The 26698-nt window shown below is 42.3% G+C and carries 23 protein-coding genes; 3 read left to right on the top strand and 20 right to left on the bottom strand.

Going from position 1 to position 26698, the window contains the following annotated elements; genetic code table 11:
• Positions 1 to 3: 3 nt before the first annotated feature.
• From DESACI_RS04645 to DESACI_RS04590, 12 genes are all read right to left on the bottom strand, one after another.
• Entirely contained in the window at positions 4 to 273 is a 270-nt protein-coding gene (locus DESACI_RS04645) for an HPr family phosphocarrier protein (protein WP_014826013.1), read from the bottom strand.
• A complete protein-coding gene (locus DESACI_RS04640; protein ID WP_014826012.1) occupies positions 273 to 1535 on the bottom strand; it encodes a zinc-binding dehydrogenase in 1263 nt (420 codons plus the stop codon). The genes DESACI_RS04645 and DESACI_RS04640 overlap by 1 nt, the downstream gene beginning before the upstream one ends.
• A 105-nt stretch (positions 1536 to 1640) precedes the next feature.
• Entirely contained in the window at positions 1641 to 2573 is a 933-nt protein-coding gene (pfkB, locus tag DESACI_RS04635; protein WP_014826011.1) for a 1-phosphofructokinase, read from the bottom strand.
• The gene (locus DESACI_RS04630; protein ID WP_014826010.1) at positions 2574 to 3014 is read right to left on the bottom strand and encodes a PTS mannitol transporter subunit IIA; all 441 of its coding nucleotides are present in this window, start codon (positions 3012 to 3014) and stop codon (positions 2574 to 2576) included. It abuts the gene before it with no gap.
• Positions 3011 to 5056: a BglG family transcription antiterminator gene (locus tag DESACI_RS04625; RefSeq protein WP_014826009.1), complete on the bottom strand. Its 2046-nt coding sequence runs from the start codon at positions 5054 to 5056 to the stop codon at positions 3011 to 3013. The genes DESACI_RS04630 and DESACI_RS04625 overlap by 4 nt, the downstream gene beginning before the upstream one ends.
• Positions 5057 to 5067: 11 nt before the next feature.
• Positions 5068 to 6474 carry a PTS mannitol transporter subunit IIBC gene (locus DESACI_RS04620; RefSeq protein WP_014826008.1) on the bottom strand — a complete coding sequence of 469 codons (1407 nt, stop codon included), beginning with the start codon at positions 6472 to 6474 and terminating at the stop codon, positions 5068 to 5070.
• 522 nt (positions 6475 to 6996) lie between these two features.
• On the bottom strand, positions 6997 to 8172 hold the full coding sequence (locus DESACI_RS04615; protein ID WP_014826007.1) for a DegT/DnrJ/EryC1/StrS family aminotransferase: 1176 nt from the start codon (positions 8170 to 8172) through the stop codon (positions 6997 to 6999).
• A gap of 47 nt (positions 8173 to 8219) precedes the next feature.
• On the bottom strand, positions 8220 to 9338 hold the full coding sequence (locus DESACI_RS04610; protein WP_014826006.1) for a DegT/DnrJ/EryC1/StrS family aminotransferase: 1119 nt from the start codon (positions 9336 to 9338) through the stop codon (positions 8220 to 8222).
• Positions 9339 to 9563: 225 nt separating this feature from the next.
• Positions 9564 to 10337: a DeoR/GlpR family DNA-binding transcription regulator gene (locus tag DESACI_RS04605; protein ID WP_014826005.1), complete on the bottom strand. Its 774-nt coding sequence runs from the start codon at positions 10335 to 10337 to the stop codon at positions 9564 to 9566.
• Positions 10338 to 10479: 142 nt separating this feature from the next.
• A complete protein-coding gene (locus tag DESACI_RS04600; RefSeq protein WP_014826004.1) occupies positions 10480 to 11883 on the bottom strand; it encodes an FMN-binding glutamate synthase family protein in 1404 nt (467 codons plus the stop codon).
• Positions 11884 to 11907: 24 nt separating this feature from the next.
• On the bottom strand, positions 11908 to 13296 hold the full coding sequence (locus DESACI_RS04595) for a cbb3-type cytochrome c oxidase subunit I (protein ID WP_014826003.1): 1389 nt from the start codon (positions 13294 to 13296) through the stop codon (positions 11908 to 11910).
• A complete protein-coding gene (locus DESACI_RS04590) occupies positions 13293 to 13688 on the bottom strand; it encodes a c-type cytochrome (RefSeq protein WP_014826002.1) in 396 nt (131 codons plus the stop codon). Before DESACI_RS04590 ends, DESACI_RS04595 begins: the two co-directional genes overlap by 4 nt.
• Positions 13689 to 13984: 296 nt before the next feature.
• Between DESACI_RS04590 and DESACI_RS04585 the strand changes: the two genes are divergently transcribed.
• The 3 genes from DESACI_RS04585 (at position 13985) to DESACI_RS25645 (ending at position 17281) form a co-directional block, all read left to right on the top strand.
• Positions 13985 to 15160 (top strand): pyridoxal phosphate-dependent aminotransferase, encoded by a 1176-nt coding sequence (locus DESACI_RS04585; RefSeq protein ID WP_014826001.1) that lies wholly within the window; start codon positions 13985 to 13987, stop codon positions 15158 to 15160.
• Positions 15161 to 15621: 461 nt separating this feature from the next.
• Positions 15622 to 16926: an aminotransferase class I/II-fold pyridoxal phosphate-dependent enzyme gene (locus DESACI_RS04580; RefSeq protein ID WP_014826000.1), complete on the top strand. Its 1305-nt coding sequence runs from the start codon at positions 15622 to 15624 to the stop codon at positions 16924 to 16926.
• An 82-nt stretch (positions 16927 to 17008) separates the two neighbouring features.
• Positions 17009 to 17281: a universal stress protein gene (locus tag DESACI_RS25645; protein ID WP_345788490.1), complete on the top strand. Its 273-nt coding sequence runs from the start codon at positions 17009 to 17011 to the stop codon at positions 17279 to 17281.
• A gap of 98 nt (positions 17282 to 17379) precedes the next feature.
• Here DESACI_RS25645 and DESACI_RS22965 read toward each other — a convergent pair whose 3' ends face one another.
• From DESACI_RS22965 to DESACI_RS04535, 8 genes are all read right to left on the bottom strand, one after another.
• Positions 17380 to 18279 carry a hypothetical protein gene (locus DESACI_RS22965; protein WP_014825999.1) on the bottom strand — a complete coding sequence of 300 codons (900 nt, stop codon included), beginning with the start codon at positions 18277 to 18279 and terminating at the stop codon, positions 17380 to 17382.
• A gap of 1436 nt (positions 18280 to 19715) precedes the next feature.
• The gene (locus tag DESACI_RS04565; protein WP_014825997.1) at positions 19716 to 20681 is read right to left on the bottom strand and encodes an MBL fold metallo-hydrolase; all 966 of its coding nucleotides are present in this window, start codon (positions 20679 to 20681) and stop codon (positions 19716 to 19718) included.
• 55 nt (positions 20682 to 20736) lie between these two features.
• Positions 20737 to 22431: a M3 family oligoendopeptidase gene (locus tag DESACI_RS04560; protein WP_014825996.1), complete on the bottom strand. Its 1695-nt coding sequence runs from the start codon at positions 22429 to 22431 to the stop codon at positions 20737 to 20739.
• A 159-nt stretch (positions 22432 to 22590) separates the two neighbouring features.
• The gene (locus DESACI_RS04555) at positions 22591 to 23952 is read right to left on the bottom strand and encodes an IS1182 family transposase (protein WP_014825334.1); all 1362 of its coding nucleotides are present in this window, start codon (positions 23950 to 23952) and stop codon (positions 22591 to 22593) included.
• Between the two features lie 256 nt (positions 23953 to 24208).
• Positions 24209 to 24745, bottom strand: coding sequence for a GNAT family N-acetyltransferase (locus tag DESACI_RS04550; RefSeq protein ID WP_014825995.1), 537 nt, complete (start codon positions 24743 to 24745; stop codon positions 24209 to 24211).
• Between the two features lie 164 nt (positions 24746 to 24909).
• The gene (locus DESACI_RS04545; RefSeq protein WP_014825994.1) at positions 24910 to 25344 is read right to left on the bottom strand and encodes an acyl-CoA thioesterase; all 435 of its coding nucleotides are present in this window, start codon (positions 25342 to 25344) and stop codon (positions 24910 to 24912) included.
• 119 nt (positions 25345 to 25463) lie between these two features.
• Positions 25464 to 26129 carry an NUDIX hydrolase gene (locus tag DESACI_RS04540; RefSeq protein WP_014825993.1) on the bottom strand — a complete coding sequence of 222 codons (666 nt, stop codon included), beginning with the start codon at positions 26127 to 26129 and terminating at the stop codon, positions 25464 to 25466.
• A 250-nt stretch (positions 26130 to 26379) separates the two neighbouring features.
• Positions 26380 to 26667 carry a hypothetical protein gene (locus tag DESACI_RS04535; RefSeq protein WP_014825992.1) on the bottom strand — a complete coding sequence of 96 codons (288 nt, stop codon included), beginning with the start codon at positions 26665 to 26667 and terminating at the stop codon, positions 26380 to 26382.
• Between the last annotated feature and the right edge of the window lie 31 nt (positions 26668 to 26698).

Here is a 26698-nt window from a genome sequence, read left to right as displayed (position 1 = left end):
AACCTACTTATCTTGAGTTTCAAGATCACTCATTAATTTTTCCAGAGCGGCAACAGCTTCTGCTTCATCCTCGCCCTCAGCAGAAAGCTCAAAAACGCTGCCCGTGGACAGACCTAAGGAAAGAATTCCTAAAATACTTTTGCCGTCCACCACGGAATTTCCGTGCTTAATTTTAATTTTACTGCGGAAACGACTTGCAGTTTGAACCCATAGGGATGCCGGACGAGCGTGAAGCCCTGATTTGTTATTTATCACCAACTCACGGGTCAGCATTATTTATCCCTCCATTTTTCGAGCAAATAACGTTCTGCTTCAGCACACCAAAGTCCTTTATTATTGGCAACAATATCCGCCAGGCAGGCAAAATGCGTATTATTAACTCCCAGCTTGGCAAAATCCTCGATGGCCGTTAATTCCATATTAATATGAGTATAAATTAATTTTTTTCCGCCGGGAATTTTAGGCAGATTCAGAACTGTTTCTGCCACGGCATCCAAACCGCCAACATGTGTGACCATTACGGCAGGATTAATTTTCTTTTCTTCCGTCAATTTCAGCGATTCCAAAAGATCATCCGTATTCCCGCCGGTTGTACCCATGACATGAGTCGAGCCGTAATGGACATTATACAAGTTCAAATGTGCTCCGAATTGAGGATCCGTCGGACCGGCAAAAAAGTTAAGACATCCGTCACGGCCTAAGATCTGATCTCCTTGCTCTACGACAGGTTTAATCGGAGTAAAAACGAAAACGTCATCAAAGCCTGTGTCACCGGTCAAAGCGCGCAACTTCGCCGGAGCGTCGTCCATATCTTTGGTATTGACAAATATTAATTCAACCCCGCATTTTTTTGCTTCCTGTTCCGTGAAGATGGTACGGGCCCGGGAAAGTTTCTCTTCATCGATATCTGTGACAACTAACAATGAGGGACGACGATCCGTATGCAGAGCATAGTCGATAGCGCCTAAGCCCATGGGGCCGGCAGCAGCCAGCATGGCCATTTTACCGCCCTCTACAATTCCCATGCGGTGCTCATAACTGCCCATGCTCGTATGATAGCTGGCATGAAAAGCTCCGATGATGCAAGACATAGGTTCTGCCAAGGAAGCTTCGTAATAGGATTCTCCCGAATAGTTAAGAAAACAGCCGATTTCCATAACCTCCCGGGGAATAACATTATAGGTGGCATCCCCGCCGAAATAGCGGTACGAATAGCCCGGTGACCACATAGATCCTTTGTAATTTAAAGCCGGCTGCAGGGCAAACTTATTCCCTTCCTTAAATTGGCCCTTTAGTTTTTCACCGACCTTGACAATATTGCCTGCAAACTCATGACCCACGATAATTGGATGAACATCAATGTCTTGAGGTACCCGTTTGTGCTTCTTCCCTAAAATTGCCGCTTTATACGTGGACATGCAAACACTGTCTGAGATGACTTCCACCAAAATTTCCTCATCGGTAATCTCCGGGAGTTCAAACTCCTCTAAACGCAGATCATTTTCATCGTATAAGCGCACAGCTTTTGTTTTCATTACATTACTCCTCCTGCTCCTGATGTCAAAATGCATAAACTCCACACTTAAGCAAAGTCTGTTTTTATTCGAACTATCATATCTTATTCTTCTCTTAACTACAACTTAGGTCAACCTGCGATAACGAACCTGATTCAAATAAGCAAGCACTGTATCTAACTCCGGCGGCTGAGTGCCCGGTGTGGTCACTTGAGCCGCACTTGTAGCAATAGCCCAGCGGGCCGCCCGCTGCAGATAATCCTCACCCGGCGGAACCAGGGACAGGGCAGCTACCATAGAATCTCCCGCTCCAACCGTACTTTTGACGTCAACTGATAAGGCTTCGGCCTGAATGACCTGATCCTCATAAGCGAAGAGCGCTCCCTCCGCACCCAGTGAAACTACTAGAACCTCAACCCCTTGGTGCAGTATATTCCGAGCAGCTTTAACCACGTCCTCTAAATTAGGAAGCCTTTGTCCTACCAGTTTTTCCAGCTCGTGGAGATTGGGCTTGACAAGAAAGGGTTTTGCTTTAATCCCTTCACGCAGCAACTCACCGTCGGCGTCTAAAAACGTTTTTCCCCCCAGGGCTTTGGCCCGTTCCAGCCAGCGCCGGTAAATGGAAGGAGTTACATAACTGGGGACACTGCCGGAAAGAACCAAGCTCGTCTCAGAAGTGAAGCCTTGAAATATTTTAGCCTCTATTTGCTCAAGCTCACTTTCAGAGATCACGATTCCCGGCTCGTTGATATCCGTAAAGGTTGAATTCACCGGATCCACAACTTTTAAGTTGACCCGCGTTTCCCCTTGCACGAAAAGAAAATCGTGAACAATCCCTCTGCGCTCCAGTTCTGCTTGAATGAATTCGCCATTTCGCCCGGCCAAAGCACCCAGGGCTATGCTTTCTCCCTTTAATGCTTGAATAACCTTGGAGACGTTAATACCTTTTCCTCCGGCATCCAATTGAAGTTTAGAGATTCGATTGACAGCCCCCAAGCGAAAATCCTGTACTTCAACGGTTTTATCCACTGCAGCGTTCAAGGTGACAGTTTTGATCATTTAATCATCACCACCGGCCAGAATTTCCAGAACTTCCTGTTTGCTTGAAGCTACTTTCAGCTTCGTTACATTCTCTTCCTCTTGACAGACCAAAGCAATGGTCGACAGCAGCTCAAGATGTTCGTCATCTTTGCCGGCAATTCCAATGACAACGTAAGCTGTATTCCCCTCGCCAAAATCGACACCTTCGGGATATTGGAGCATTACCAGGCCGGATTTCACGATATATTGGATATATTCCGGCAGTCCATGAGGAATTGCAACGCCATTTCCCACATACGTTGTTAAACTCTCTTCCCGCTTTTCCATCCCTTCCAGATAGTCATGCTGCACGTAACCGTTCTTTTTCAGAAGTTCACCCGCTCTTAAAATAGCCTCTCTCTTGGACTCAGAAGCCAGGTTTAAAATTATATTGTTTTCGTTAAATATTTCCTGATTCACGACTCTTCCTCCTTGTTTAGGATTTCAACTAATTCGCTGCGTATATCTTTCAAATCTCCGAAACGCAAAACCTCAGCAAAATAATCATTCTCCAGCAAAGCTACGCTGATTTTCCCCAGCAGCTCAAGAATATAATTGCTTTCATCTTTGCGTGCCAGCATTACGAGAAACGTATCAACTTCTTCAGAAGAGTACCCGACTCCTTTGATTTCTATAAAGTCTTTGAGGCGATAAGCACTCACAAACGGACCGGCGGTGTCCTCCGCCCGAAAGTGAATGAGGGCTATATGACGTCCGGGAATAATGACATTCCCTTTTTCTTCTCGTTTGGTGATTAACTCATAGATTCTTTCTTCATCATCCATTAAATGCGTAGCATTTATTTCTTGGGCAATTTCTTTAATGATCTCCTGATAACTTTCAGCCTCCAAAGGTATCAGCTGAAAATTCTGGAGCATGATATTGGCCGTGTTAAAATCTTTTTCTATTTCACCAGGCTCACTGACAGGTAAGGAAGGGTTCTTTTTTAAAGCCCCCTCTTTTCCTGCTCTCGCTAATGTTTCCCTTACTTTTTCGATATCTTCATTAGGCAGAAAAGGAGAGATGACTGTCAGGTCCGGTAGGATTTTAGGCTCGATATTAACCGTTGAAACCACCATGGTATAACCATCTTTGATCTTATCGTGCATATCCCGCAAAGAACAGATATCGATGGTTTCGAATTCAGGAAATTCATTTCTGATTTTGTGATAAAGCATTTTGGCTGTACTCATGCCATTGGGGCAAATGATCAGCATACTGTTTTTTTTCTCATGCTTATTCTGCCGTTCGAGAGCAGCGCCAATATGCATAGTAAGATAGCCAATTTCATTACTAGGAATTGTTAAATTATATTTAGAGAAAACATGCCGACATGCATAAGAAACCGCATTATATAGCTGTTCGTAGTAGTGCCTGATGTCATTGATGATCGGATTTCTGACTTCCAGCCCCATTGTCAAACGGTATAAGGCCGGATTAAGATGCTGGATTAGCCCCTTGAGAAGAGTTTCATCACAAATGATCTCCTGATTAAGTTTTTTTGCCGTCAGATGAATCATTTCGCGAATCAAATCATCCAGTTCGAACCCCAGCCTCTTGGCTTCATCTTCATTCTCAAGTAACTTCCTGTCCCCCTGTAAGTGAATCGCTAAATAGGCAAGTTCACTCTTAGGAAGATTGATATCGTAGTTGTGGAGAATTTCCTCCACTTGAGTCATAAAGCCAAATTCCTCTGAAGTGAGAATATCCTGTACCAGTTGTGCGGGCAATTCAATTGGGTTCTTACTCTCAGCTCGTTTAATGACCAGAAGCAAGTGGATATAAGCGCTGAAAAACTTAAGGTCATTTGTCAGAGACACGTTTTCATAAATTTCATCGATTATTTCTTTGGTTAAGGAGGTTAACTTTTCCCCAAATGTTACTTTAAAAAAGGCTAGTAACAAATAATCTTTGCTGTCTTCATAGAGAAACGTCAATAATTCACTAAGAGGTTTATAATTGTAGATTAAATCAACAAACGCATTGCGCTTAAACCAGTCCGTACCTTTAACTTCCAGGCCATAGCCCCTTTTGCGAACTAACGTCAGGTTTTTTTCCTGCAGCCAGCTTTGAATTTTGTCCAGGTAGAAACCTATAGTTCCTTCAACAACGTTAAATTGATGACTAAAATAAGCCGATTTAATAGGCTCATCCGCCAGTAAGAGCTGAGCTGTGATCAGAACCTGACGCTGCTCTTGGGTAAGAAGCCAGAGAGGAGGGATTTCTTTAAAGCTTTCCCTGACTTTGCCTAAATCCCGTTCAGCTCCGTCGACATAGAGCTTTCCCCCGCTTTCCGAGATTCGCACTTTGTACTGTTTAAGCCAATCATTCAGAGCAGAAGTCTCCCGGGAAATCGTCCTCTCGCTGACGTCAATCTGTTGAGAAAGGCCCTTAAGTGTAAAGGGACCTTTCTCCATAAGATTATTCAATATGAACTTTTGCCGAACAGTTAATTCTTCCACATTCTCACAACCTATTTAATTAAACTGTTGACATACTCCACATACGTTGCTTTATCTAAAAAGTTTTTGACAGTGACAATTTCCGCATTTGGGGCAACCTCAGCAGCACGACTTGCCAGTCCCTCCTGGGTAAAGACAACATCAGCTTCCGCGGGAATCTGGTTGACTGCCGAATGATGCACTTCAATACTTAAACCTGCATCTTTAATTGTTTTCTTGAGAATAGACTCTCCCATAGCCGATGAACCCATACCCGCCTCGCAGGCAAAGATGATCAGCTTTGGCATTTGGGTGGATTTTTGGCCTTTACTTTCAGCTTTCAATTGGGAAACCTTTTGCTGAGCACTGAAAAGATCGTCATCGCTGGCTTCAGTTTTATCCCGTTTTAAAATAACTGAAGCAATCAGGAAGGAAACCACCGCACCGACTGCGATGCCAAGCATAACTGGCAGGAAGCCGCCTTTAGGGGTCATTGTCATTTCGGCAAAAATACTGCCCGGTGAAGGCGTAGCCACTAATCCAGCATGGGTTACTACGAAGGTAAAATCAGCGGCCATGCCTCCGCCGATAACGGCAAGCAATAAGAGGGGTTTCATAAGAACATAAGGGAAATAGATTTCGTGAATACCGCCAAAGAACTGAATGATAATTGCGCCGGGAGCTGATTGTTTAATCATACCCTTGCCAAACATCCAATAGGCGGCTAAGATTCCCAAGCCAGGACCAGGATCTGTTTCCAGGAGGAAGAAGATCGATTTGCCGACTTCTTTAACTTGTTGAATTCCTAAAGGCGAGAGAACCCCGTGATTAATCGCGTTATTTAAAAATAAGATCTTACCGGGTTCGATAAAAATTGCAATCAGGGGAAGTAATCCTGCATTGGTGACAGCAACAGCAGCACCGCCTAAGACATTGGAAAAACCTTGCACAACAGGTTCGATGACAACATAGGCTAGGATCGCAAGTAAGGCACCCAAGATTCCCGCCGAGTAATTGTTAACTAGCATTTCGAAACCAGTAGGCACTTTTCCTTCAACCAATTGGTCAAACTTTTTAATGATCCAGCCGCCAAAGGGTCCCATAATCATACCGCCGAGAAACATTGGAATCGAAGCTCCCACTACGACACCCGTGGTGGCAATGGCCCCGACAACTCCGCCCCGGACACCATAGACGAGTTTGCCGCCCGTATAACCGATTAAGAGGGGCAGCAGATAGGAAATCATCGGGCCGACCATTTTCGCTAAATAAGCATTAGGCCACCATCCCGTTGGAATAACAAAAGCTGTGATCAACCCCCAGGCAATAAAGGCGCCGATATTGGGGATAACCATTCCGGCCAGGAAACCGCCGAACCGCTGGATCTTGGCTTTTGTCTTTCCGCCGCTGTTGACAAAGGAACTTGCATTTGCTGACATGTCCATACCTCCTTTGATTTGTTGAATTCATCTTAAGCCCGGCCACCTGAATTTACAATTCAAAGAAAACCAATCTTGACACCGCATTTTACTGACAATTTTAACAATTATTTTGTTGCCAATTTTCGGAAAATACTGTAAGTCATAATTTCTCGAAATCGACTGCCTCTTCTAGCTATTCCGATAGTCTCTCATAGAGGGTATCGCACTTTTTTGGCTTCAGAGAAACTCGACCAAATCCGCACGGCAAGAGTATATGAAATGAGTTGCAGTGTAGCAATAAGCTTGTCCGCTTATCGTCGTGGTCAGCGGTATGGCAAGGTTGCATTGACGCTAAAGATCTCAAAGGTACTCAGCTTCGCCCACTAGAGTGAACTCATGACCTGGAGAGGCGGTAAAGCTTACAAAGATTTTCATAATATGCTGATGCTGCGCAGCGGCATGGGGGGCTCTTATAGTACAAAAAAGCAGCCTTAATAGGCTGCCCACTTGTAAAATCTATAATTACCTTCGATGATAACTTTATAACGAATCAATACACTCAATGAGTTCTTGGGCAACATATTCCGCATCATCCAGAGACAATTTAGAATAGAGCGGTAAAGAAATCTCATTGGCATACTGAGCATGAGCATTTGGATAATCCTCAATTCTGTATCCCAGGTTCCGGTAGAGTGTAAACATCGGCAGAGGCATAAAATGCACATTGGTGGCAATGTCTTTTTCACCCATCTTTTGGATTAACCGGTCCCTCTTCTCTTCAGTGAAGCCTTTAAGTCTGAGGGTATATAAGTGATGACAGGATGCCATTTCTTCGCTTTTATCAAAGGGAAGGATGGCCCAGTCTTTTTCTCCCAGCACTTTACTATAGACCTGATGAAGTTCTGCCCGTTTTCGTAACATTTCATCATAACGCCTAAGTTGGACCCGGCCAATAGCTGCCATGATATCCGTCATATTGCATTTAAAACCATCGGTTAAGATATCATATTTCCAAGCACCGGCTTGCATTTTAGAGAAAGCATCCTTATTTTGGCCGTGCAAAGAAGTATACTTAAACTCTTTATACAAATCCTCTTTTCCCTGGAAACCATTGTCATTATAGGTAATGGCTCCGCCTTCTGCCGTTGTTAAATTTTTGATGGCATGGAAAGAGAAAACATGAAAATCCATCTGGCCACCGACTTTTTCACCTTTGTACATTGCTCCGAAAGAGTGGGCCGAGTCAGAAATCAGCACAATATCCTGCCGGTTTTTAGCTTTCAGAACGTCCCTGATTGCTTTGTAGTCAACAGGAACCCCGCCTATGTCAACGGTCATAATTGCCTTTGTTTTCGGAGTGATGGCTTCATAGACTTTTTGTTCATCAATCATGAAACTGTCTCTTTTAACATCCACAAAGGTTGGCATAATTCCCCTGTGAATAAGAACATTCGACGTAGCGGTATACGTATAAGGGGTGGTAACTACTTCGTCGCCCCGATCTATGCCCAAAACCTTTAAAATCAGTTCCAAACCTGCTGTGGCGCTATTTAAAGCAACTGCATGCCCAGTCCCGCAGTAATGAGCAAGTTCTTCCTCAAAGAGCCTAGAGTTCGGCCCCGTGGTAATCCATCCGGATCTTAATACTTCAGCCACTGCATTAATTTCTTCTTCTGTTATATCCGGCGGAGAAAAGGGAATCTTCTTCGTTGTCATAATCAAGTTCCTTTCAATTCAATGTTTTGTCACAACCCAATTTGCGATTATTTATAAAAAGATTTAATGGTACTGCAAACAAACTCTACTTCGTCCGCAGTTATTTCCGGATAAATCGGCAAAGCAATAATATTTTCTGATACTCTCTCAGCGATCGGAAAATCCCCTTTGCGATAGCCGAGATAGCTGAAACATGGCTGCAAGTGAAGCGGGCGTGGATAGTAAATGCTGTACCCAATTTCATTTTTAGCTAGATGCTCTGCTAATTGATCGCGACTTTCTGCTAAAATGTTAAAGACATAATATACTTGTTTCTGATCCCCTTTTACTTTAGGAAGAGTTATTGCCTCACAATCGCTGAGGTTTTCAATATATTGCTTGGCAATCTTCTCTCGTTTAGCGATGGCATCATCGATATACTTAAGTTTAACAGACAAGATTGCTGCCTGGAGAGTATCTAAGCGCGAATTGTAACCGATGTAATCATAGTGGTACTTTTTCGACGCCCCGTGTACCCGAAAAAACTTTGCTTTGCGCGCAAGCTCATCATCATTCGTAACCATCATGCCTCCGTCCCCGTATCCCCCCAGAGTTTTGGTAGGGAAAAAGGAAAATACCCCAAAATCACCGATGGTCCCGGCATGGCGATACAGTCCTCCTTTGCCTTTCCATCGCATACCGAAAGCTTCGGCCGCATCTTCCAACACCTTCAGTTGATGTTTCTCGGCAATCTCCATAATTTTGTCCATATCGGCCATCTGATCAAAGAGATGGATAGGAAGAATTCCTACGGTCTGTTGATTAACCTTTTCTTCGATCTTGTTTACGTCCATAGCAAAGGTTTCTTCGTCAATATCTACAAATACGGGACGTCCCTTATGCTTAGTAATGCAGGAGGTAGAAGCAAGAAAGGTAAACGGAGACGTAATAACCTCTTTGCCGTCTTTAAATCCGAGAATATCTGACGCTATAGTCAAAGCATCAGTTCCGGAGGCAACTCCGATCGCATATTTAGCTCCGGTATATTGTTGAATACCCTGTTCCAACTGAGCAACCTGTTCGCCCAGGATAAAATTCCCTTTTTCAATCACCGCCTGAATAGCAGTGTTAAACTCGTCCTTTTTAGCCGAATACTCCCTTTGGGAGGTATAAAAACTCACCTTCATAGTTTAAACCCTCTTTTCCTTTTTAAGATAATTTGAGCAAAAGTGAACTCGTTCAGGAAAACTGAACATCGGAACTTCAGATACAATAATGTCCAGTGGACATTATTGCCGAGCCGCCTTTCCCAATAGGGTTACTTCGCGGCGAAGGAGGACTCTACCCCACCTGAGGTTTACGAAGGACCCACTCCCACATATAGAAGTAGGGGGCTTATAAATTCTCTTCACTTAATACTCCTCATTAGCTATTAAAACTTTTACACCCTTCTGCTGAATTCTTTCAAGCTCTTCATCAGGTGCTTCCCAATCGGTAATAAGAACATCCAGGTCTCTTAAATCTAAGGTTCGGGCAAAGAATTCTGTTCCCACCTTGTCAAAATTCGCCAGACATATTTTTCGCCGGGAAACCTCCGCCACAACCCTCTGAAAAATTGCCCCTTCCGGTGTTGAACTGCTCAGGCCATGACTGGCTGAAATCCCCCCTCCGGTTAAAAAAGCTTTATCAATCCTTAATGTTCTGATAAATTCTGTCGCCAGAGGATCAACAATTCCTTCCTCGCTTTTTATCTTGCCGCAAACAATATAGGGTTCAATGTTGGCAAAGTTTTTTAGTTTTTCAGCAATCAGCAGGGAGTTTGTAATCACTGTAAAATCCCGATCCACCGGCAAATATTTCAGTAATACATAATGAATACTAGCCCCGCCGATAAAGATTGTATCTCCCTGTTCGATGAAAGAAGCGGCAAGTTTAGCTACAGCATTCTGGTGCTCTGTCCCCTCACTAAACCGTATCTTCTCATCCATTGGGAACCGTCTGACCTTTGATAATAGAACGGCTCCTCCATGAGTCCTTTTGAGAAGGCCGTCCTCTTCCATTTGGGTAAGATCTCTGCGGATTGTATCGATGGAAACTTGAAATTCATCCGCAAGTTCTTTGGCGAATACCCTTCTCATGGACTTAATTTTAGAGAGGATTTTATCTCGGCGTTCCTCTGCAAACATATTATGTACCCCTTTTCCATTACCTAAGAAAATAATAGCACTTTTATGCTGTTTTGTTAAGCATTATTTTCAGCTTAATGCCGTTTCTTGCGTGAAAGGAAAGGGTGATTTTTAGGTACAATTCTGTTAGTCCATAGACCACTCAGTAAATTCTTTTGGCACCGGTCACTTCTGCTGTCAAAGTATCCAAGGCTACAAGATCATCCGGCGAAAGTTCTTTTAACGATGATTTTCCCAGGGCACGCATTCCTTCCTCCATTTCCAGAACCATAGAGGTTATGATGTTAACGACGCTGGTTGCCGCCTGATCGATGTTAAGTTTCCCTTTGGCAGGGGAATCGTAAAACACTAGGGTCGTCGGCGGTTCCCAGGGAATTACTTTCTTGACTTGGTCGTGGGTCAGCGCAATGAGGGGAACCGTAGCCATGTAAATAGCATCCGCCCCCAGAGCAATCGCTTTGAGACACTCTCCGGGAGTAAAATACCCCCCAGCCGCAATTAGACTCATTTGCTCACGAACCCCCTGTTGCTGTAAAAACCGCACAGCCCGGCATAAAGCGTAGAAGCTGGGAATGCCAAAATCATCCTGCTTAATGGGGGTTGTGGCATGAGAACCCCCTTGAGCGCCGTCAATAACAACGGCATCAAAACCCAATCGGATTGCAGCGGCTAAATCATCTTCAAGATGACCTGTCGCCATAATTTTCAAGGCAATAGGTATTCCCCTGGCTTGTTTTCGCAACTGTTTCATAAACCCCGGCCAATCACCGTTTTTTTGTACTCCCGGCGGCGCCGGAAAGGCTATAGCCGGCTCGTCGGGTGCCAATCCTGAGAGTTCTTGGGCCCTGCCCTGAAATTCTTTGGCTTCGATACTGACAGTTCCCATGTCAGCGCCTTGACCCATTTGGACCTCCAACATGTCGGCAGCCTCAATCTGCTCTTGAGTCCTGGCCCCCCAAGCCCAACGGGAAATTTGCAGCGTATAGTTCCCTGCTTCTTGTCGTTCTTCCGGCAAGAAGGGACCTTCGCCGGAACAGGTAGATGTTTGCAATGTTTTGGCGGCCCTGGCTAAAGCTCTTTTGGCTTCCTCACTCAAAGCGATTCCGTAAGCCATAGCTCCGATCATAATAGGAATTTTGATAACCATCGGTCTATCAGCTTTGGGACCGATGGTCACCTGCATATTCATCGGCGTATTTTCAGGAAGTGATAAGCGTCCCATGATGTTGGGAGCGAACATCAGATTATCGAACCCTGGGAAATGTTTTGGGGAACCAAGGGGCCTCGTAATAATTTTTCCATGCTGGGCACGGAAACCTATCTCCAGAATATTGAGTACTGATATTCGTTTTCCTGCGGGCCAAACTTCCATGAGGTTCTGCGTGTATTTGTCCGAAAGGAGCCTGTCCATAAAATCGGAGATCTGTTGTCCCACTAGATAACGGATCATCGGTCTAATGACCAAGGGCAGTACCAAAAGCAACTGTAGAACAAGCAGCAAGATTAATAATAACGACCAATAGGAGCTTGGCATTGTAATCTGCATTTTTAAACCCCATTTGAATTGTAATTATTTTTTAACTTTGGTTTGCTTCCACGTTTTGTAAAAAAGCCAAAACAAAAGCAGATCACCAAGGGCGAAAATTCCTCCGCCTAAGGCCCGAATCATTAAATAGGGATTTAGGAGCATCCGAACCTTCTCAAAATTCATGCCCAAATATCGCCAGAGGTAGGTCTCTACCGAGCCGGCAATCAGTAAAGCCACAGCCATGCTGACTAATCCAACATTGAGTAACCCCACCGCTAGAACACCGCTTTTATAGCCTTTATTGGTGGGTTCACTCCCCCAGCTAAGGATGTAATAACACCCTGACAACACCACAAAACCGAGGCTTCCAAATAAAGCCAGGTGCGCGTGGCCTGAAGTAACATAGGTTCCGTGCATATACAGGTTAACCCATGGTATGGTTATAAACAGGCCCAAGAGTGATGCGCCGGTGATATGATAAAAGATACTGCTAAGCAACAGCCAAAGGGTCAGTTTTTCTCGCCTGCTTCTAAGATTTTTAGATTTTAAACCCTTATAAGTCATATGAACTAACAACCCTACGGGAATGACTTCTACGATACTAACTAATGAACCAAGGACTAACCAGATCGCAGGAAACCCAATCCAATAGTAATGATGCCCAGTTCCATATAAGCCGCCGACAACTGCTAATGAAGCCTCAAGATAGAGCCACTGTTCTACTTTGTTGCGATCTGCCAAGCCGGAAACCACATAAAAACCGGCAATAAAACCAGCAGAAGTAAGTTCGAAGGCCATCTCCTCCCATAGGTGAACAATCCAGAACTTTGTTGCTTCATCAGTAATAGGATTATGATAAGTAATCGTATTTGGCAGCATTAAAAGCAAGAGAAAAACTATCCCAACGGTCATCACTGCTGCCGCCGGCGTAACATTCCTTTTATCGATTAACAATGTCCGAACCAGGTTATAAGAAGCTATCGCCAAGGATATGCAGATCCCTAAATAAAGAACAGGCAACCCTTCGAGAAATTCCCGCCCGTTACCTATCTTTAAAGAGAGACTCGCAAAAATTGCCAAACTGAAAACCACTACAATCCAATACTGCCAACGCGCTAAAGGAGGAGAATAGATTTCTCGATTAAGTTCAGCGGTGATGAAAAAGTAGACCATCCCCATCGTACCAATGAGAGGCCAGAGATCAGCCAGACCCAAATGAATTGCTCTGCCGAATTCAAAAGGAATGGGCGACGGTAAATCAGGCATCACCAAATCTAAGGCACCGGCCACTGCCACTACACTTTGCAGGGCAAATAAACTTACAGCCGTTAAACAATATCTGCGGCTGATTTTCTGAGCTAAAAACTGCTGTTTGCGGTTCACGGATTTATGAGTCTTTCCGGCAAATGGTAAGAAATTTAGCAGCTTCATGAGTTCTTCCCCGCCTTTTTCGGTTCCGGTGGCCACCCCAACGTTGGTATAGTGTGAACAAACTCCAGATAGGACACTAGATTTTGGGCATCCCTTTTATCGAGCCCTGGGTGATGAGTGTATTTGTTGGGGGGAATCACCGGCGGCTTGATAAGATAATTGACGAGAAAGGACGGAGTCTCTTGGCCTGTGATATGAGTTAAGTCTTCGCCGGCATATCCTCCATTGCCAAACAGGGAATGGCAGCTAATGCAGTTATGTCTTTGCCAAACAAGCTTACCCGCAACGGCCTGCTCCGGCATAGGAAAAGGAAGTCGAGCCGATATGAGAGTTATCCCTACAAACAAAACTAAGGACAAGCTGCTAAATAATAAAAATGTTCGCAGTTTCAAAATCTTTTCCCTTCCAATTCTGTCCATTTTGATTTATGGTAGTGTTAGCTATTGTTTTAAAAGTATACGGAAGCAATCACTTAACATAGAGTTTGCGAAATGGTTTCTTAAGAAAGCGCGGCAAAGCTCAGGCCAAATAACATAATCCTGCGAATAAGGGGAAACTATACTTCATAGCAAAACCGATGATTCCCTTTAGTCAGGGTGAGTAATAAAGAATTTATAGATACGTATGCCCAAGTAAAACTCCCAAAGGGAACTCTACATAAAAGACCAATTGTAAAGGAGCTATCGTTATGAAATCCGTATTTGCTGAGAGGATGTCTTTGTTAGGTACCGAAACAGCTTTTGAAGTTTTAGCTAGAGCCAAAAATCTTGAAGCTCAGGGGAAAGATATCGTTCATTTGGAAATTGGTGAACCGAATTTTGAGACACCTAAAAACATCATCGATGCGGCTTGTTTTGCCTTAACAAAAGGGTATACCCACTATACTCCTGCTCCAGGTATACCTGAAGTAAGAGAAACCATCGCCGGTTATATCCGGAATCATAAACAGGTGGAAGCTTCATTCGAGAATGTTGTAATAGTGCCCGGCGGAAAGCCCATTATGTTTTTCTCCATTCTGGCAACTGTCAATCCCGATGATGAAGTAATTTATCCAAATCCCGGCTTTCCGATTTATGAATCCGTTATTCGATTTGTCGGCGCAAAACCTGTCCCAATACCCCTGAGGGAAGAAAAACAATTTCGTCTGGATGTCAATGAACTGGCACAGTTGATTACACCTAAAACAAAAATGCTCATCATTAATTCCCCCGGCAATCCAACAGGCGGAGTTCTCACCCATGAGGATGTTGAAGCCATCGCCGACTTAGTGAGAGGCAAAGAAATCCTTGTCTTATCCGATGAAATTTATGATCGAATCATCTATGGGAATACACATCCCCTTTCCATTGCCTCTTTACCAGGCATGAAGGATTGGACAATCATTCTTGACGGATTCTCAAAAACATATGCCATGACAGGCTGGCGTTTAGGTTACGGAGTCATGCACCAGGAGATTGCTGATAAGATTTCTCAGCTTATGGTCAATTCAAATTCCTGTACTTCCGCTTTTACACAAATGGCAGGCAAAGAGGCACTAACCGGGCCCCAAACAGATGTCGACCGGATGGTAGCTGAGTTTAAACGACGCCGCGATATTATGGTAAATGGTTTAAATTCGATCCCCAAAGTAAGCTGTCTGTTGCCGGAAGGTTCTTTTTACGTTTTCCCTAACTTTAAATCTTTCAACAGGAACAGTAAGGAAATTGCGGACTACCTCTTGAACGATGCAGGGGTCGCCTGTTTAGGAGGTACTTCATTTGGTTCTTATGGTGAAGGATACCTTCGATTCTCTTATGCCAATTCTGTGGAAAATATCCAAAAGGCTTTAGAACGAATTGAAACTGCCTTAGGCAAACTGAAATAGCAATCTTTTATTTCTTTCTTTAAATCATATCTTTATGGGATCTCTTCAGAGCCTGTGTGTGAAAGCCTACTGAGCAAACCCAAAGCTGGGACAAATAACCAAGGGCGTTGTCACTTCACCATTATATTGTGAGATGACAACGCCTTTCTTTAATGATTATACAAGCGAAAGCAGATGCGATTTTTTGAAATGCATCAAGCAAACAGAAAAATTGCCATTTTCATTTTTATCCTTGATTTTAGTGGAGGAAACCGACATTTTAGTGTAGAATTTAGTTACCTGCAAATCCATGATTTGCCGCGAAAATATGGGTTAAATATAATATCCTCAAAACTGATTCCCGAAAGAGTATCAAACCAAATTAATTTATTTTAGTTCATACATGATTTTTCAGTCTAAAATAAATCCGTTTACCTGCTTTAGGTAAGTTGATCGGCTGCTTAAGAAAGGGAGAAGAGTTCATGAATGAAATTGCTCAAGAGTTAAATAGCCAAATACAAAAGGAAAATCCCCATGTTTATGACTTATTGTCGGACCTGGGCAAGAATTTATATTTTCCTAAAGGGATCTTGACTCAAACCGCAGAAGCGAAGCAAAAGGCTCATCGTTTTGATGCAACCATCGGAATTGCCACCGAGCATAATCGTCCGATGTTCTTGCCTGTAATTCAGGATACATTACCTGATTATGATCCTAAAAATCTGTATCCCTATGCCCCCCCTGCAGGCAAACCTGAGTTAAGGCAGCTCTGGCGCAAAAAAATGCTAAATGAAAATCCTTCTCTAAAAGATAAAAGCTTCAGTAACCCCATTGTCACAAATGCTCTGACCCATGGTTTAAGCATTGTTGCCGATCTTTTTCTAAATGAAAACGATCCCCTAGTTTTACCTGATAAATTATGGGGTAATTATAATCTTATTTTTGGAGTTCGCAGAGGGGCTAAGAACATCGTCTATCCTTTTTATACCGAGCAGGGAACCTTTAATACTAAAGGCTTAAAAGATGCTCTGCTTTCCCAAAAGGATCATGGTAAAGCCCTCGTACTACTTAACTTCCCAAATAACCCTACTGGTTATACTCCCAGTGAGCAGGAAGCCTCTGAGATTGTAGAAGTACTGAGGGAAGTTGCTCAGCTCGGTATGAATTTAGTGGTTGTTACTGATGACGCCTATTTCGGATTATTTTATGAAAACTCCATTAAGGAATCCATGTTTGCCCGAATTGCTGATCTCCACCCTCGAATATTAGCGATCAAGGTTGATGGAGCCACTAAAGAAGATTTTGTTTGGGGCTTTCGGGTTGGATTTATTACGTTTGCCAGTAAATATCAGACGGTATTAAACGCTTTAGAAAACAAAGCCTTAGGCTGTATTCGGGGAACTATTTCCAGCGCGTCTCATCCATCTCAATCGTTCGTTTTAAATGCCCTTCAATCATCAGAGTTCCAAGCTCAAAGGAATGAAAAATTCGAGCTTTTAAAAAACCGGGCCGTTCAAGTCAAGCAAATCCTCAATCTGGGAATCTATAACGATGCCTGGGACTATTATCCATTTAATTCCGGTTACTTTATGTGTTTAAAACTAAAACAAGGTGTAAAGGCTGAGGCTTTACGTCTGCACCTTCTTGATCAATACGGCGTAGGGGTCATTTCACTGGGCGAGAGTGATGTGCGCGTTGCCTTCTCCTGCGTTGAAGAGCAAGAGTTAAAACAGCTTTTCGACCTCATTTATCAGGGATTTCAAGATATGAAGGCACAACGCTTATAACAATAACTATTGAAGTTGAACTTTTCCATGCAACTCCCACTTCAGAAGCATACCTGGGCTATAATCTTGGTTATGATTTTTTCTGCTGACACCTGAGCAAATAAAAAAGACTGGGGAATTAGTCTTCGAAGCTACTTTAAATGATCAAAAGATAGCAAACATACACTTAATAAAGAAACAAACATCTGGTTCCCCTGCCAAGGCTATCTTAGATGAAATGAAACGAGAGTTTGACTTAGTCGTTATGGGTACTCGAGGGCATGGGGTTCTCACGGGAACTATCATTGGGAGCGTTACTCAGCGAGTATTAGCTCATTCCCATTGTCCCGTTCTGATTATTAATTATCGCGATTGACGAGAACAACCTCTGATAGCACAAGAAGAAAGAGAGAACCCGCCTTTATTGGGTTCTCTCTTCTATAATGGAGACTACTTTAACATACTTATTGCACTCTACTTGTTAAAGACAGAATTCTCTTGGGCTTGAGTAATTGTACCGTTTGCTACGAGAGCATCGACAGCAGTCTTAATTCCGTTGGAAACCCCTTGTTTAAATTCACCACGAGATTTACTTGTCTTCACGGCAGATGTTACCGCATTTTCAACAGCAGTTTCTTGATCTGAAGTGATAGTCCCCGAGGTTACGAGACCATCCAGAACGGTTTTAAATCCGTCGGAAAGGTCCTTCTTAAATTCGCCGTTGGCTGCGCCGGTCTTCATGGCAGCTTGGACTGCGTTTACAAGGGCTGTTTCTTGGTCTGAGGTGATGGTCCCGGCTGTTACTAGCCCATCCAGGGCAGTTTTAACTCCATTCCCAGGACCTCTCTTAAACTCACCTTTAGCTGCGTTCGTCTTCACAGCGGTTGTAACTGCGTTTTCGATGGCTGTTTCTTGATCTGAAGTGATAGTCTCCGAGGTTACGAGACCATCCAGAACGGTTTTAAATCTGTCGGAAAGGTCTTTCCTAAATTCGCCGTTGGCTGCGCCGGTCTTGATGGCAGCTTGAACTGCGTTTACAAGGGCTGTTTCTTGATCTGAGGTGATAGTCCCGGCTGTTACTAGACCATCCAAAACAGTTTTAAATCCGTGGGCCGGGCCTTTCTTAAACTCGCCCTTAGACGCCTTTGTCTTCATGGCTGTTGAAACTGCGTTTTGAATTGCATCTTCTTGAGACTGAGTCAAAGTACCTGAGGAAACTAAGCTATCCAGATGGCTTTTAAAACCACCTTTTTGATGTACGGGACTGCTGTTGGTCGAAGCTGCATATACAGCCGTTGCCGATAGAAGGGTAGTAATAGCAGTAGCTACAACAATAGTTTTCGTTTTGCTCCCTTTCAACATAACAGGAACCAAACACCTCCTTATGTTTTACAATAACTCAATGCTTCCAGGGAAACCGGAGTTATTGCCTGCCTATAATTTACTACTTTTTTACGTCAGAGGTATGTGGTTCCTATGAATAAAGTATGGGAACTTTGTGAAAAAGTTGTCAGGAGACACCGTTAGCGTTATAGCGCCCTAGCCCCTGCTAACTTCAGCCGCTTAAAAAACAACAGTTTACTGAGTTTAATTTCAATTTCCGAATATCCGTTAGCAACTCCGATCCTCGGCGAACAATATATTTTTAAGTTACCTACTTTTTGAACGTTATATTTGAAAATTTCACTGGCTTCAGGTTCTCTTAAATAAATGGTAGGAACGTAACTACCTGTTACGTGCTCTACGGAACAAGCTCATCCACCCAGAGATGGATTGAAATCCAAGTCGATAACGATAGATGTCGTTCTTTCCTCAAGATACTGAAGGGCCTCAATATCAACTTTGACCATCTTCTCACCCCTTTGAATACTTGCCTCATACCTGTCAGACCATACGTTTTCATAACGTTTTCCTAGGCACTAATCTTACCGGCAACATACGCCAGCAACCTTAGATTAAGATTTTTTGCGGCACAAAGGTACATTGGTAATACAATTCGCTAATTACTTGACATACTCCTCCCTCCATGATTTTAAATATCAACGTTAAAATAAGTAAATATGATGAATTGACCATATTCCCCGTCATAAGGACATCATAGAAAATATCATTCGAAAAAAATTAAAACCAGAATTGCTCTCTTTTAATGACGAGAACCATTAATCCAAAAATGTTCCTGTATATGCTTGGCAGGAACAGTTTTCTTAGTCAGTATAAAGAGTCCTTACTTATGCCAAATATATTAGCTTGATAATCGTTAAGCAGGTCCATAGAAAAAGCATGTAACATAAAAAACAACTTATTAACTTTTGGCTCCGCCGAATTAACAAATCCGAACAGAAGACTATACCTATAATTGTTAAAATCAAGTCCAAAAACAAAAACATCGTGTATATCGCTAAAGAATCACCTCTAAGTGAAGCAACCAATAAATCCAAAGCTGCTAATATGAACATAGTCATTAAAAAGACATTTATAAGGACGGTCGGCTTAGCCCTAAGTGCAATAGGCGAATTTATATTTGATGAGCTTACTTTTAAAATTGACATTGTTTCATCTCCTTTTAATTGTTTAATAACTTTACTATACTCCTACCTTTAGACATTCTTTTGTTTTAGGGCCCAATTCATTCAACAAAAAGAGAGCGTCTCAAAACCAGTTGAATGGTTTTATGACGCTCCCCAACAATTCACATGAATATTGTGATCAAGTATAAACAAATCCAGGCAGGCACCCGAAGACTTTCTTCGCACTTGTTAGCATCTGGCGGAGGTGACTGCCTAATAATCTCTTAAAATTTCATACAAAAGTTATTTTAATTGGTAAAAGAACACTCCATCTTCCTCAATTCGCTCAACTTTCCCAGTATGAACAAGATGTTCCAAATGTGACAATGCTTCTCCTGAGGCAAACCACTTCTGCGGGACAGGGAAATCCTCCCATCTATTATAACTCAAATCCCAATGCATAGAAGCCGCCATCTCACTGGTAGTCTTTCTTCCGCTGCGGAGAATATCAAGGATTTCCCGGAGCCGTTCATCATGATGGTTGATGAGCTCTTTAATTCTTGTTTGGTGATTTCTGATAATCTTCCGATGAGCTGTAAAAAGATAATCGATTGGATACTGGCTAACCTTATGTAGACTCTCAAAATAAGTTGCTAAAATATCCTGTTCAAATCCCCAGAAGGTTATATTCGGGGTGATTTCATCAAGAATATGATCGCCGCTGAAAAAGAGCCTATGCCTACGATCATAAAGGCCTATATGGCCTGGGGTGTGTCCTGGTATATCCACCACTTCCAGCTTATAGTCTCCTATTACCAGTTCATCCCCCTCTGATAAAGGTGTAAATTCCAGAGGCTCAACAAGCCTTGTGCCAAACTCTTTGCCAAAACCTGAAGCAGTATCATTTGTAAGCCCGAATATTTTGTTTAGTGTATGAAAGAAAGCGTCTCGCTTTGATGTTTGGTTAAAAAGGCCTCCATCGATCTCACTAAAATAGACAGTTTTTACTCCAAGCTTTTTGAGGACCGGGGCTAAACCTGAATGATCGGTATGCATATGCGTGATTAATAGCTCCGTCTTGCTCAGATCAACATTCAATTCTTGGAGACCTTCCAGCAAGGCGGCCTGGCATTCTTGGGTGTTAAAGCCCGTATCTATGACTAAATTTCTTGTATCAGAAAGCAGGATATAACTATTTATAGCTCTTAAGGGATTTTTAGGTAATGGGATTTCGTTTTTATAAATCCCGGGATAAACTTCCGTAATCAAAATAAAAGCCTCCAATTAATAAAGTATCTTATTTTTCAACTCTAGGGAATTATTCTTATAACCGGCTGTCATCAACTTTATCAAGCCATTCCTCAATGGCTTGGATGACACTCCGAACACATCCATTTTCAAATGGTGAGGTTAAATTTGCTTCTTTGACTAAACCTAAAAAGGATTGGCTGCCGCCTATGCGACACAATTTTAAATAATCTTGCCAAGCAGACTCCCGGCTTTCCCCGGATTTTTTCCAGAACTGAAAAGCGCATATTTGAGCAAGAGTATAATCGATATAGTAGAAGGGAGCACTAAAGATATGGCTTTGTTGATGCCAGTAACTGCCTTGCTCCAGATATTCATTGCCTGCATAATTACGATGGGGAAGATATTTGCTTTCGATTTTTCTCCAAGCTTCTTTTCTCTCTTGGGGAGTTGCTTCAGGTTTTGAATAAATGAAATGCTGAAACTCATCGACAGTTACTCCATAGGGTATAAATAAAAGGGCCTCACTTAAATGAGTAAAGCGATATTTGTCTGCCCCTTCTTTAAAGAACAAGTCCATCCAGGGCCAGGCGAAAAACTCCATGCTCATGGAATGAATTTCACATGATTCATAGGTTGGCCATTGATATTCAGGCAAGGAAAAATTTTGACTGCTATAAACCTGGAAGGCGTGCCCCGCCTCATGGGTCAAAACATCAACGTCTCCTGAGGTCCCATTGAAATTAGAAAAAATAAAAGGCGAACGATATTCGCTAATAAAAGTGCAGTAGCCGCCTCCGGCTTTGCCCTTTTTGCTTACCAAATCCATAAGCTCATGATCTGTCATAAAGGTAAAGAATTCATCAGTCTCGGGAGACAGTTCTTTATACATCCTTCGCCCGTTGTCCAGAATCCATTCCGGATCGCCCTGAGGTTTGGCGTTTCCCTTCGGAAAATTAATCTTTTCGTCATAATACATAAGATTATCTAAGCCAAGCCGCTTCCGCTGCCGTTCACGCAGCTTTGTTGCAACGGGAACAATTTCCTCTGCAACCTGCCGGCGGAAATTAGCCACCATTTCCGGGTTATAATCCGAACGTAACATTCGAGCATAGCCAAGTTCAATATAATTCTCATAGCCAAGTTTTCGGGCAATCTGAGTACGAATTTTAACCAGATCATCATAGATTCTATCTAATGTATCTTCATTTTCGGCAAAAAAAGTGTAACGGGCTTCGTGGGCCCTTTTCCTCATCAACCGGTCTTCCGACTGTTGGAAGGGACCGAGACCGGGCAAGTTGCGTTCTTCGCCCTCAAACATAATACTGGCTGAAGCGATGAGTTTTGTGTATTCAGTGATTAACCTATTCTCAAGCTGTAATTCTTCAATAATCTCCGGCTTAAACGTTTTCAACATTAACTCGGCAATCGTAAATAGCTGTTTGCCCCACTTTTTCACTAAAGAACTGCGAAATGAAGAGTTCACTAAAGCCTGATAGAATTCAGAAATTAACCCTTCGTATATGGGCATCGTTTCATCAAAATACTCTTGTTCCTGTTCATAATATGTATCCATCGTGTCAATGGTATGTCGGATTGAGGCCAGCTGTGACATTGACTCGAATTCCCTGCGTAATGCGTTAATTTCAACCATCGCTGCATCTTGCTCGTCCAAACTCTCAGCTTGCTCAAATTTCTCCAACAGAGAAGAGAACTTAGATTTTATAACCTCTAAGTCAGGCCGATGGTATTTATAATCTTGAAATTTCATGACTAATAACACCTTCCCTCAAGTATGATTATTTATTTTGGCTCAAAAAGAAATATTTTAATTCTCTAGTCAAAATATAAAACAATTGAGTCAATTTCATAATGTTTAATTGTTAAAGCTCAGACCTTCAGAATTTCGTTAGTAACATTTTTTGAAGATTTATGCTGCAGCTATACGTTTGAACTTGTTCAATCGGTCTACGGCTAATTTGCAGAGGGTATAGGTCAGGATAGAAAACTCGAAGTCGATTTTGGCTACGTTTCCTCGATGTCGAATGTTGTTTAACTGAAAGTACTCTTTGAGATAAGCATTAACACGTTCTACGGCTGTTCTCTGTTTATAGAGTTCAAAGTAGCGCCCACTTCCTCTGGCTGGAACGGTGTATTTTCTGGGGTCTGAGGAAACCTTAACCTTGAATACCTTTTGACACTGGTTGTTTTCTTTCAGAGGACACTCTTTGCACTTCTTGGGTTGAGTATATTTCAACGTGTCGTATCGGGAATCATAGCTATCATATCGGTAGGAATGACCTTCTTGACACTTAGGGCAAAAGTATTTGTCCTTGTCTTCGGGTAGTTGTTCATTGCGTGGATTGTAATCAATCAGGGCCCTTGACCCCATGGCTTTTGCTTGTTGGTAAATTGGGCTGTAATCGTAACCAGCATCCAAAAGCGAATAGGAAGGCTTCAGCTGGGGGTGAAGTTCATGAAGAGCCTTGAGTAGAGGAATCGCCATTTTGCCATCATTGACATTTCCCGAGGAAAGTAAGGACTTTAAAATGTATTGGCTTTTACAGTCCACGAGAAGATGACCTTTGAACCCGAACCAAAAGACGTTTTTGCCCTCGGAGTTTTTCTTAATTCCCCAGTGAGGATCTTGCGGGATTTGCTGTTCGATCGTCTTGAAATCAAGAGGAAGTTGAGCTTCAATTTTCTTCTCAAAGAGGGGTCGATTCTCTTCCAGTTCCTGTTGTTCTTTGAGCCATTTCTCCCGTTCCGATTTGGGTTTTCGTCCGCGTTTTTTGGAGGTTTGCTTGACTGGAACCTCTTCGTCTTTCTTTTTCTCAGGTTTACGGTCTCTCGCTTCAATATGAGTAGCATCGATGGCTATAACATCCCCATCGATGAAGCCTTCTTGAAACGCCTGAGAGACTAGTTCATTTTGAATTTTTTCCAAAGCAGAAGAACCCTTGATTTTTTGAATCATTCGAGTATAAGAGGACTCGCTAGGAACTGCATCAGCCATCGTAAAGCCGCAGTCGAAACGGAATTCCAAGCTGTTTTTTAATCGTTTTCGTAAATCTTTGATCGTAGGAATTCGTTCGATCACTCGAATGAATAAAGAATAGATCATGGCTGAATAGTTAAGCGTGGTTGGAGCTCCCAAAAATGCCTTTTTTGAAACCACTCTCAACAAAGGAGTAATATTCAGCGGATCCAATAGAAGCGGATACGATTCTTTCGGTGACATTTCTAAGATTTCTTCCAAGGAAAATAGACGTTCTTGGCGAATACTAAACATTGGGAGTTCTCCTTTCAACCTCTCGGTGTTTGTTTGGTCACTTACACTTTCGAGATTTTGGGGAGGTACTCCTTTTTTTACGGGTAAAAAGCCCGCTTATATCAAGGGGTATGAATTATGAAACTAACTCAATTAACTAGTCATTCGGCAAAATCAAGCCTAGACCTTCCACTCCTAAAAATATATTTCTTTACGTAAACCAAAAGGCTATGTCATATTCGTCATAGCCTTTTTAGATCAGTATTACATAAACTCTTCATTCTTTCATTGTCTCTTCCTCATGACTCCGAAAAGTTTCTCGCAATTTATGCAGTGCTTCGTCACAAACTCTATAGACTGTCCAGTCATCCATTGGAACTGCACCTAACTGTTTATAAAATTCTATGGAAGGCTTGTTCCAGTCTAAACACCACCATTCTAAGCGTCCACATTTACGCTCAATAACCAATTGGGCAAGGAAAGAAAGTATTATTTTGCCCAATCCCTTGCCGCGCATTTCCGGTTTTATATAAAGATCCTCAAGATATATTCCAGGCTTCCCAAGAAATGTAGAAAAGTTATGAAAGAATAAAGCAAAACCTACTGGCTGATTTTTATATTCCCCAATAATAACCTCAGCCATCTTGCGTTGGAACAACGATTCCTTTAGATCTTCCTCTGTTGCTACTACTGCGGAGAGCATTTTTTCATACTCGGCCAGCTCTCTGATGAAACTTAAAATTAGCGGAACATCGTCAATTTCGGCAAATCTTAAAGTAAAGTCATTTAATGTCGTATTTATTATTTGCGACATACCTTATCCCCAATCTATTTTCAATCGATCGTAAGTTCGCAACAGCATGATGCGATGAGCCCTCTTAGTTTCACATGATCTTTAAAACAGTTTTTAAACCGTACAAGTCTGTAGTTTACGGATCTTACGGATATTACAGAGATCATTTATGACACTTTGACACTTTAATTTGTGAACGTTTTTTTCTCAAATTCCTCAATTTGACTTCTAATGGTGGCGGGTATTTCTGCCTTCTGTGCCGCATTGTAATCATACATGACAATTACCCCTTCTCCAGAAGCGGCAACTCCAATCTTTTCGCTGACGATCAGGTGTTCCATCACAAAACTTGACTTACTCATTGATTTTATCTTCGCCCCTACGACGATTTGATCCGGATATTGTAATGGTTTAAGATACTTACATGTCGTCTGAGCCAAGATTGGACCAAGTCCTGTCTCTAGTTTCATATCCATTAAGCCCATTTCACGAAAATACTGAATCCGGGCTATTTCGAAATATCTTAAATAATAGATGTTATTAATATGGCCATAGGAATCCATCTCGCCCCAAGCGATTGGTATGGTTACCTGAACAGGGAAATCTGATAATTGCTCCATTTTTTGAAACACCTCCAAATAATAGTTAGCTTCAATAATCCAGTTACTTCAATACACTTAAAATTCTCTAAAAATACACACGATTCCTGCTTTGTTCACTAATTTTGCCTTCCTGAGGATTAAATTTCCTTAATCTTTCTTACAACATCCCTGATCAGCCGAGCCGTAATCCCCCAAATTGTAACGTCATTGACCTTATAAACATAAATATTGCTTTTCACATTTCCCCACTGTTTATGATAGCGTTCGGGGAGGCCCAATTCCTTGGCAGGAAATGTTACCACTTCTTCGCCTGCTTGATTGAGGTGAGAAGGATGAACTTCAAGGATTACTTGATATACATCAGGTTCATTAGCTTCGAAATGCGAAACAGGTACTGTAAAAATCCGCTCAACTTCCGGGATGTTTATACTTAAGTTCTCTAAGCTTTCTACATCAAGAATACCCAAAAAGGCATCCACTGTTGTTCCAATGGTGGAAATCACGGTATCCAAAGGCCCGATAATTTTTATCCGGTCAGCCGTTATGCCCAGTTCCTCTTCGGTTTCTCGAACGGCTGTTTCCTGATAGTTTTTATCCTTCTTCGGATCAAACTTCCCCCCCGGGAAACAAATCTCACCTGCCTGTCTAATTAAGGCCGCTCTTTTCTCAAAGACAAAATGGTACTGACCATCTATTAACATCAATAGTACTAAGACGGCAGAATTGAAATATTCATCTTTCCCATTAATTCCCGGAACCAAAGGTAACTTTTTCGTTACCCCTTCCAGATTAACTTCATCCATGTTTCCCACTCCTTTTCCAATATAAAAAAACTATATAACCCCCGTCCAACTTATATAATATAGGAACTCTCCATTGGAAACTATCGCCATCGAAGCCCTGATGTTCAGCTTTAGCTGAACAAGTTCACTTTCAGATTAGTCCTTGGGGATTATACAAACAAAGTCAAAAAATAACATATTATAAGAATAAGGCCAGAAGCATTGCCTCTAGCCCTTTTTCCTAACTCTTACAAACTTCGTTCAAACCAAACTACAATCGCACATATTCACCCTGATCATTAAGATACTGGATATCAAAGCAACCATAGTACTCTCCATACATATCAAACGGATCAAAGCCTCTTTTTTTGGTATTATCGTCTGAATACCCAATAAAATAAACTACTTCATCAACATCCCGCATCCGAAATTTATACTGAGGTCCCGCTTCAAATTCCTTAATCAATTGTTCAAACTCTTCCGTACCCTTTTTAGCATCAGAACTAAAATACTCAACAAATTGTTTGTTTTCAACACAATCTTCTGTAATCTTAAACACAACAGCCACCTACGCTTATCTTCAAGTATCA

It is taken from the genome of Desulfosporosinus acidiphilus SJ4 (assembly GCF_000255115.2).
GTDB classification, from domain to species: Bacteria; Bacillota; Desulfitobacteriia; order Desulfitobacteriales; family Desulfitobacteriaceae; genus Desulfosporosinus; species Desulfosporosinus acidiphilus.
This window is presented reverse-complemented; position numbering and strand designations above follow the sequence as displayed.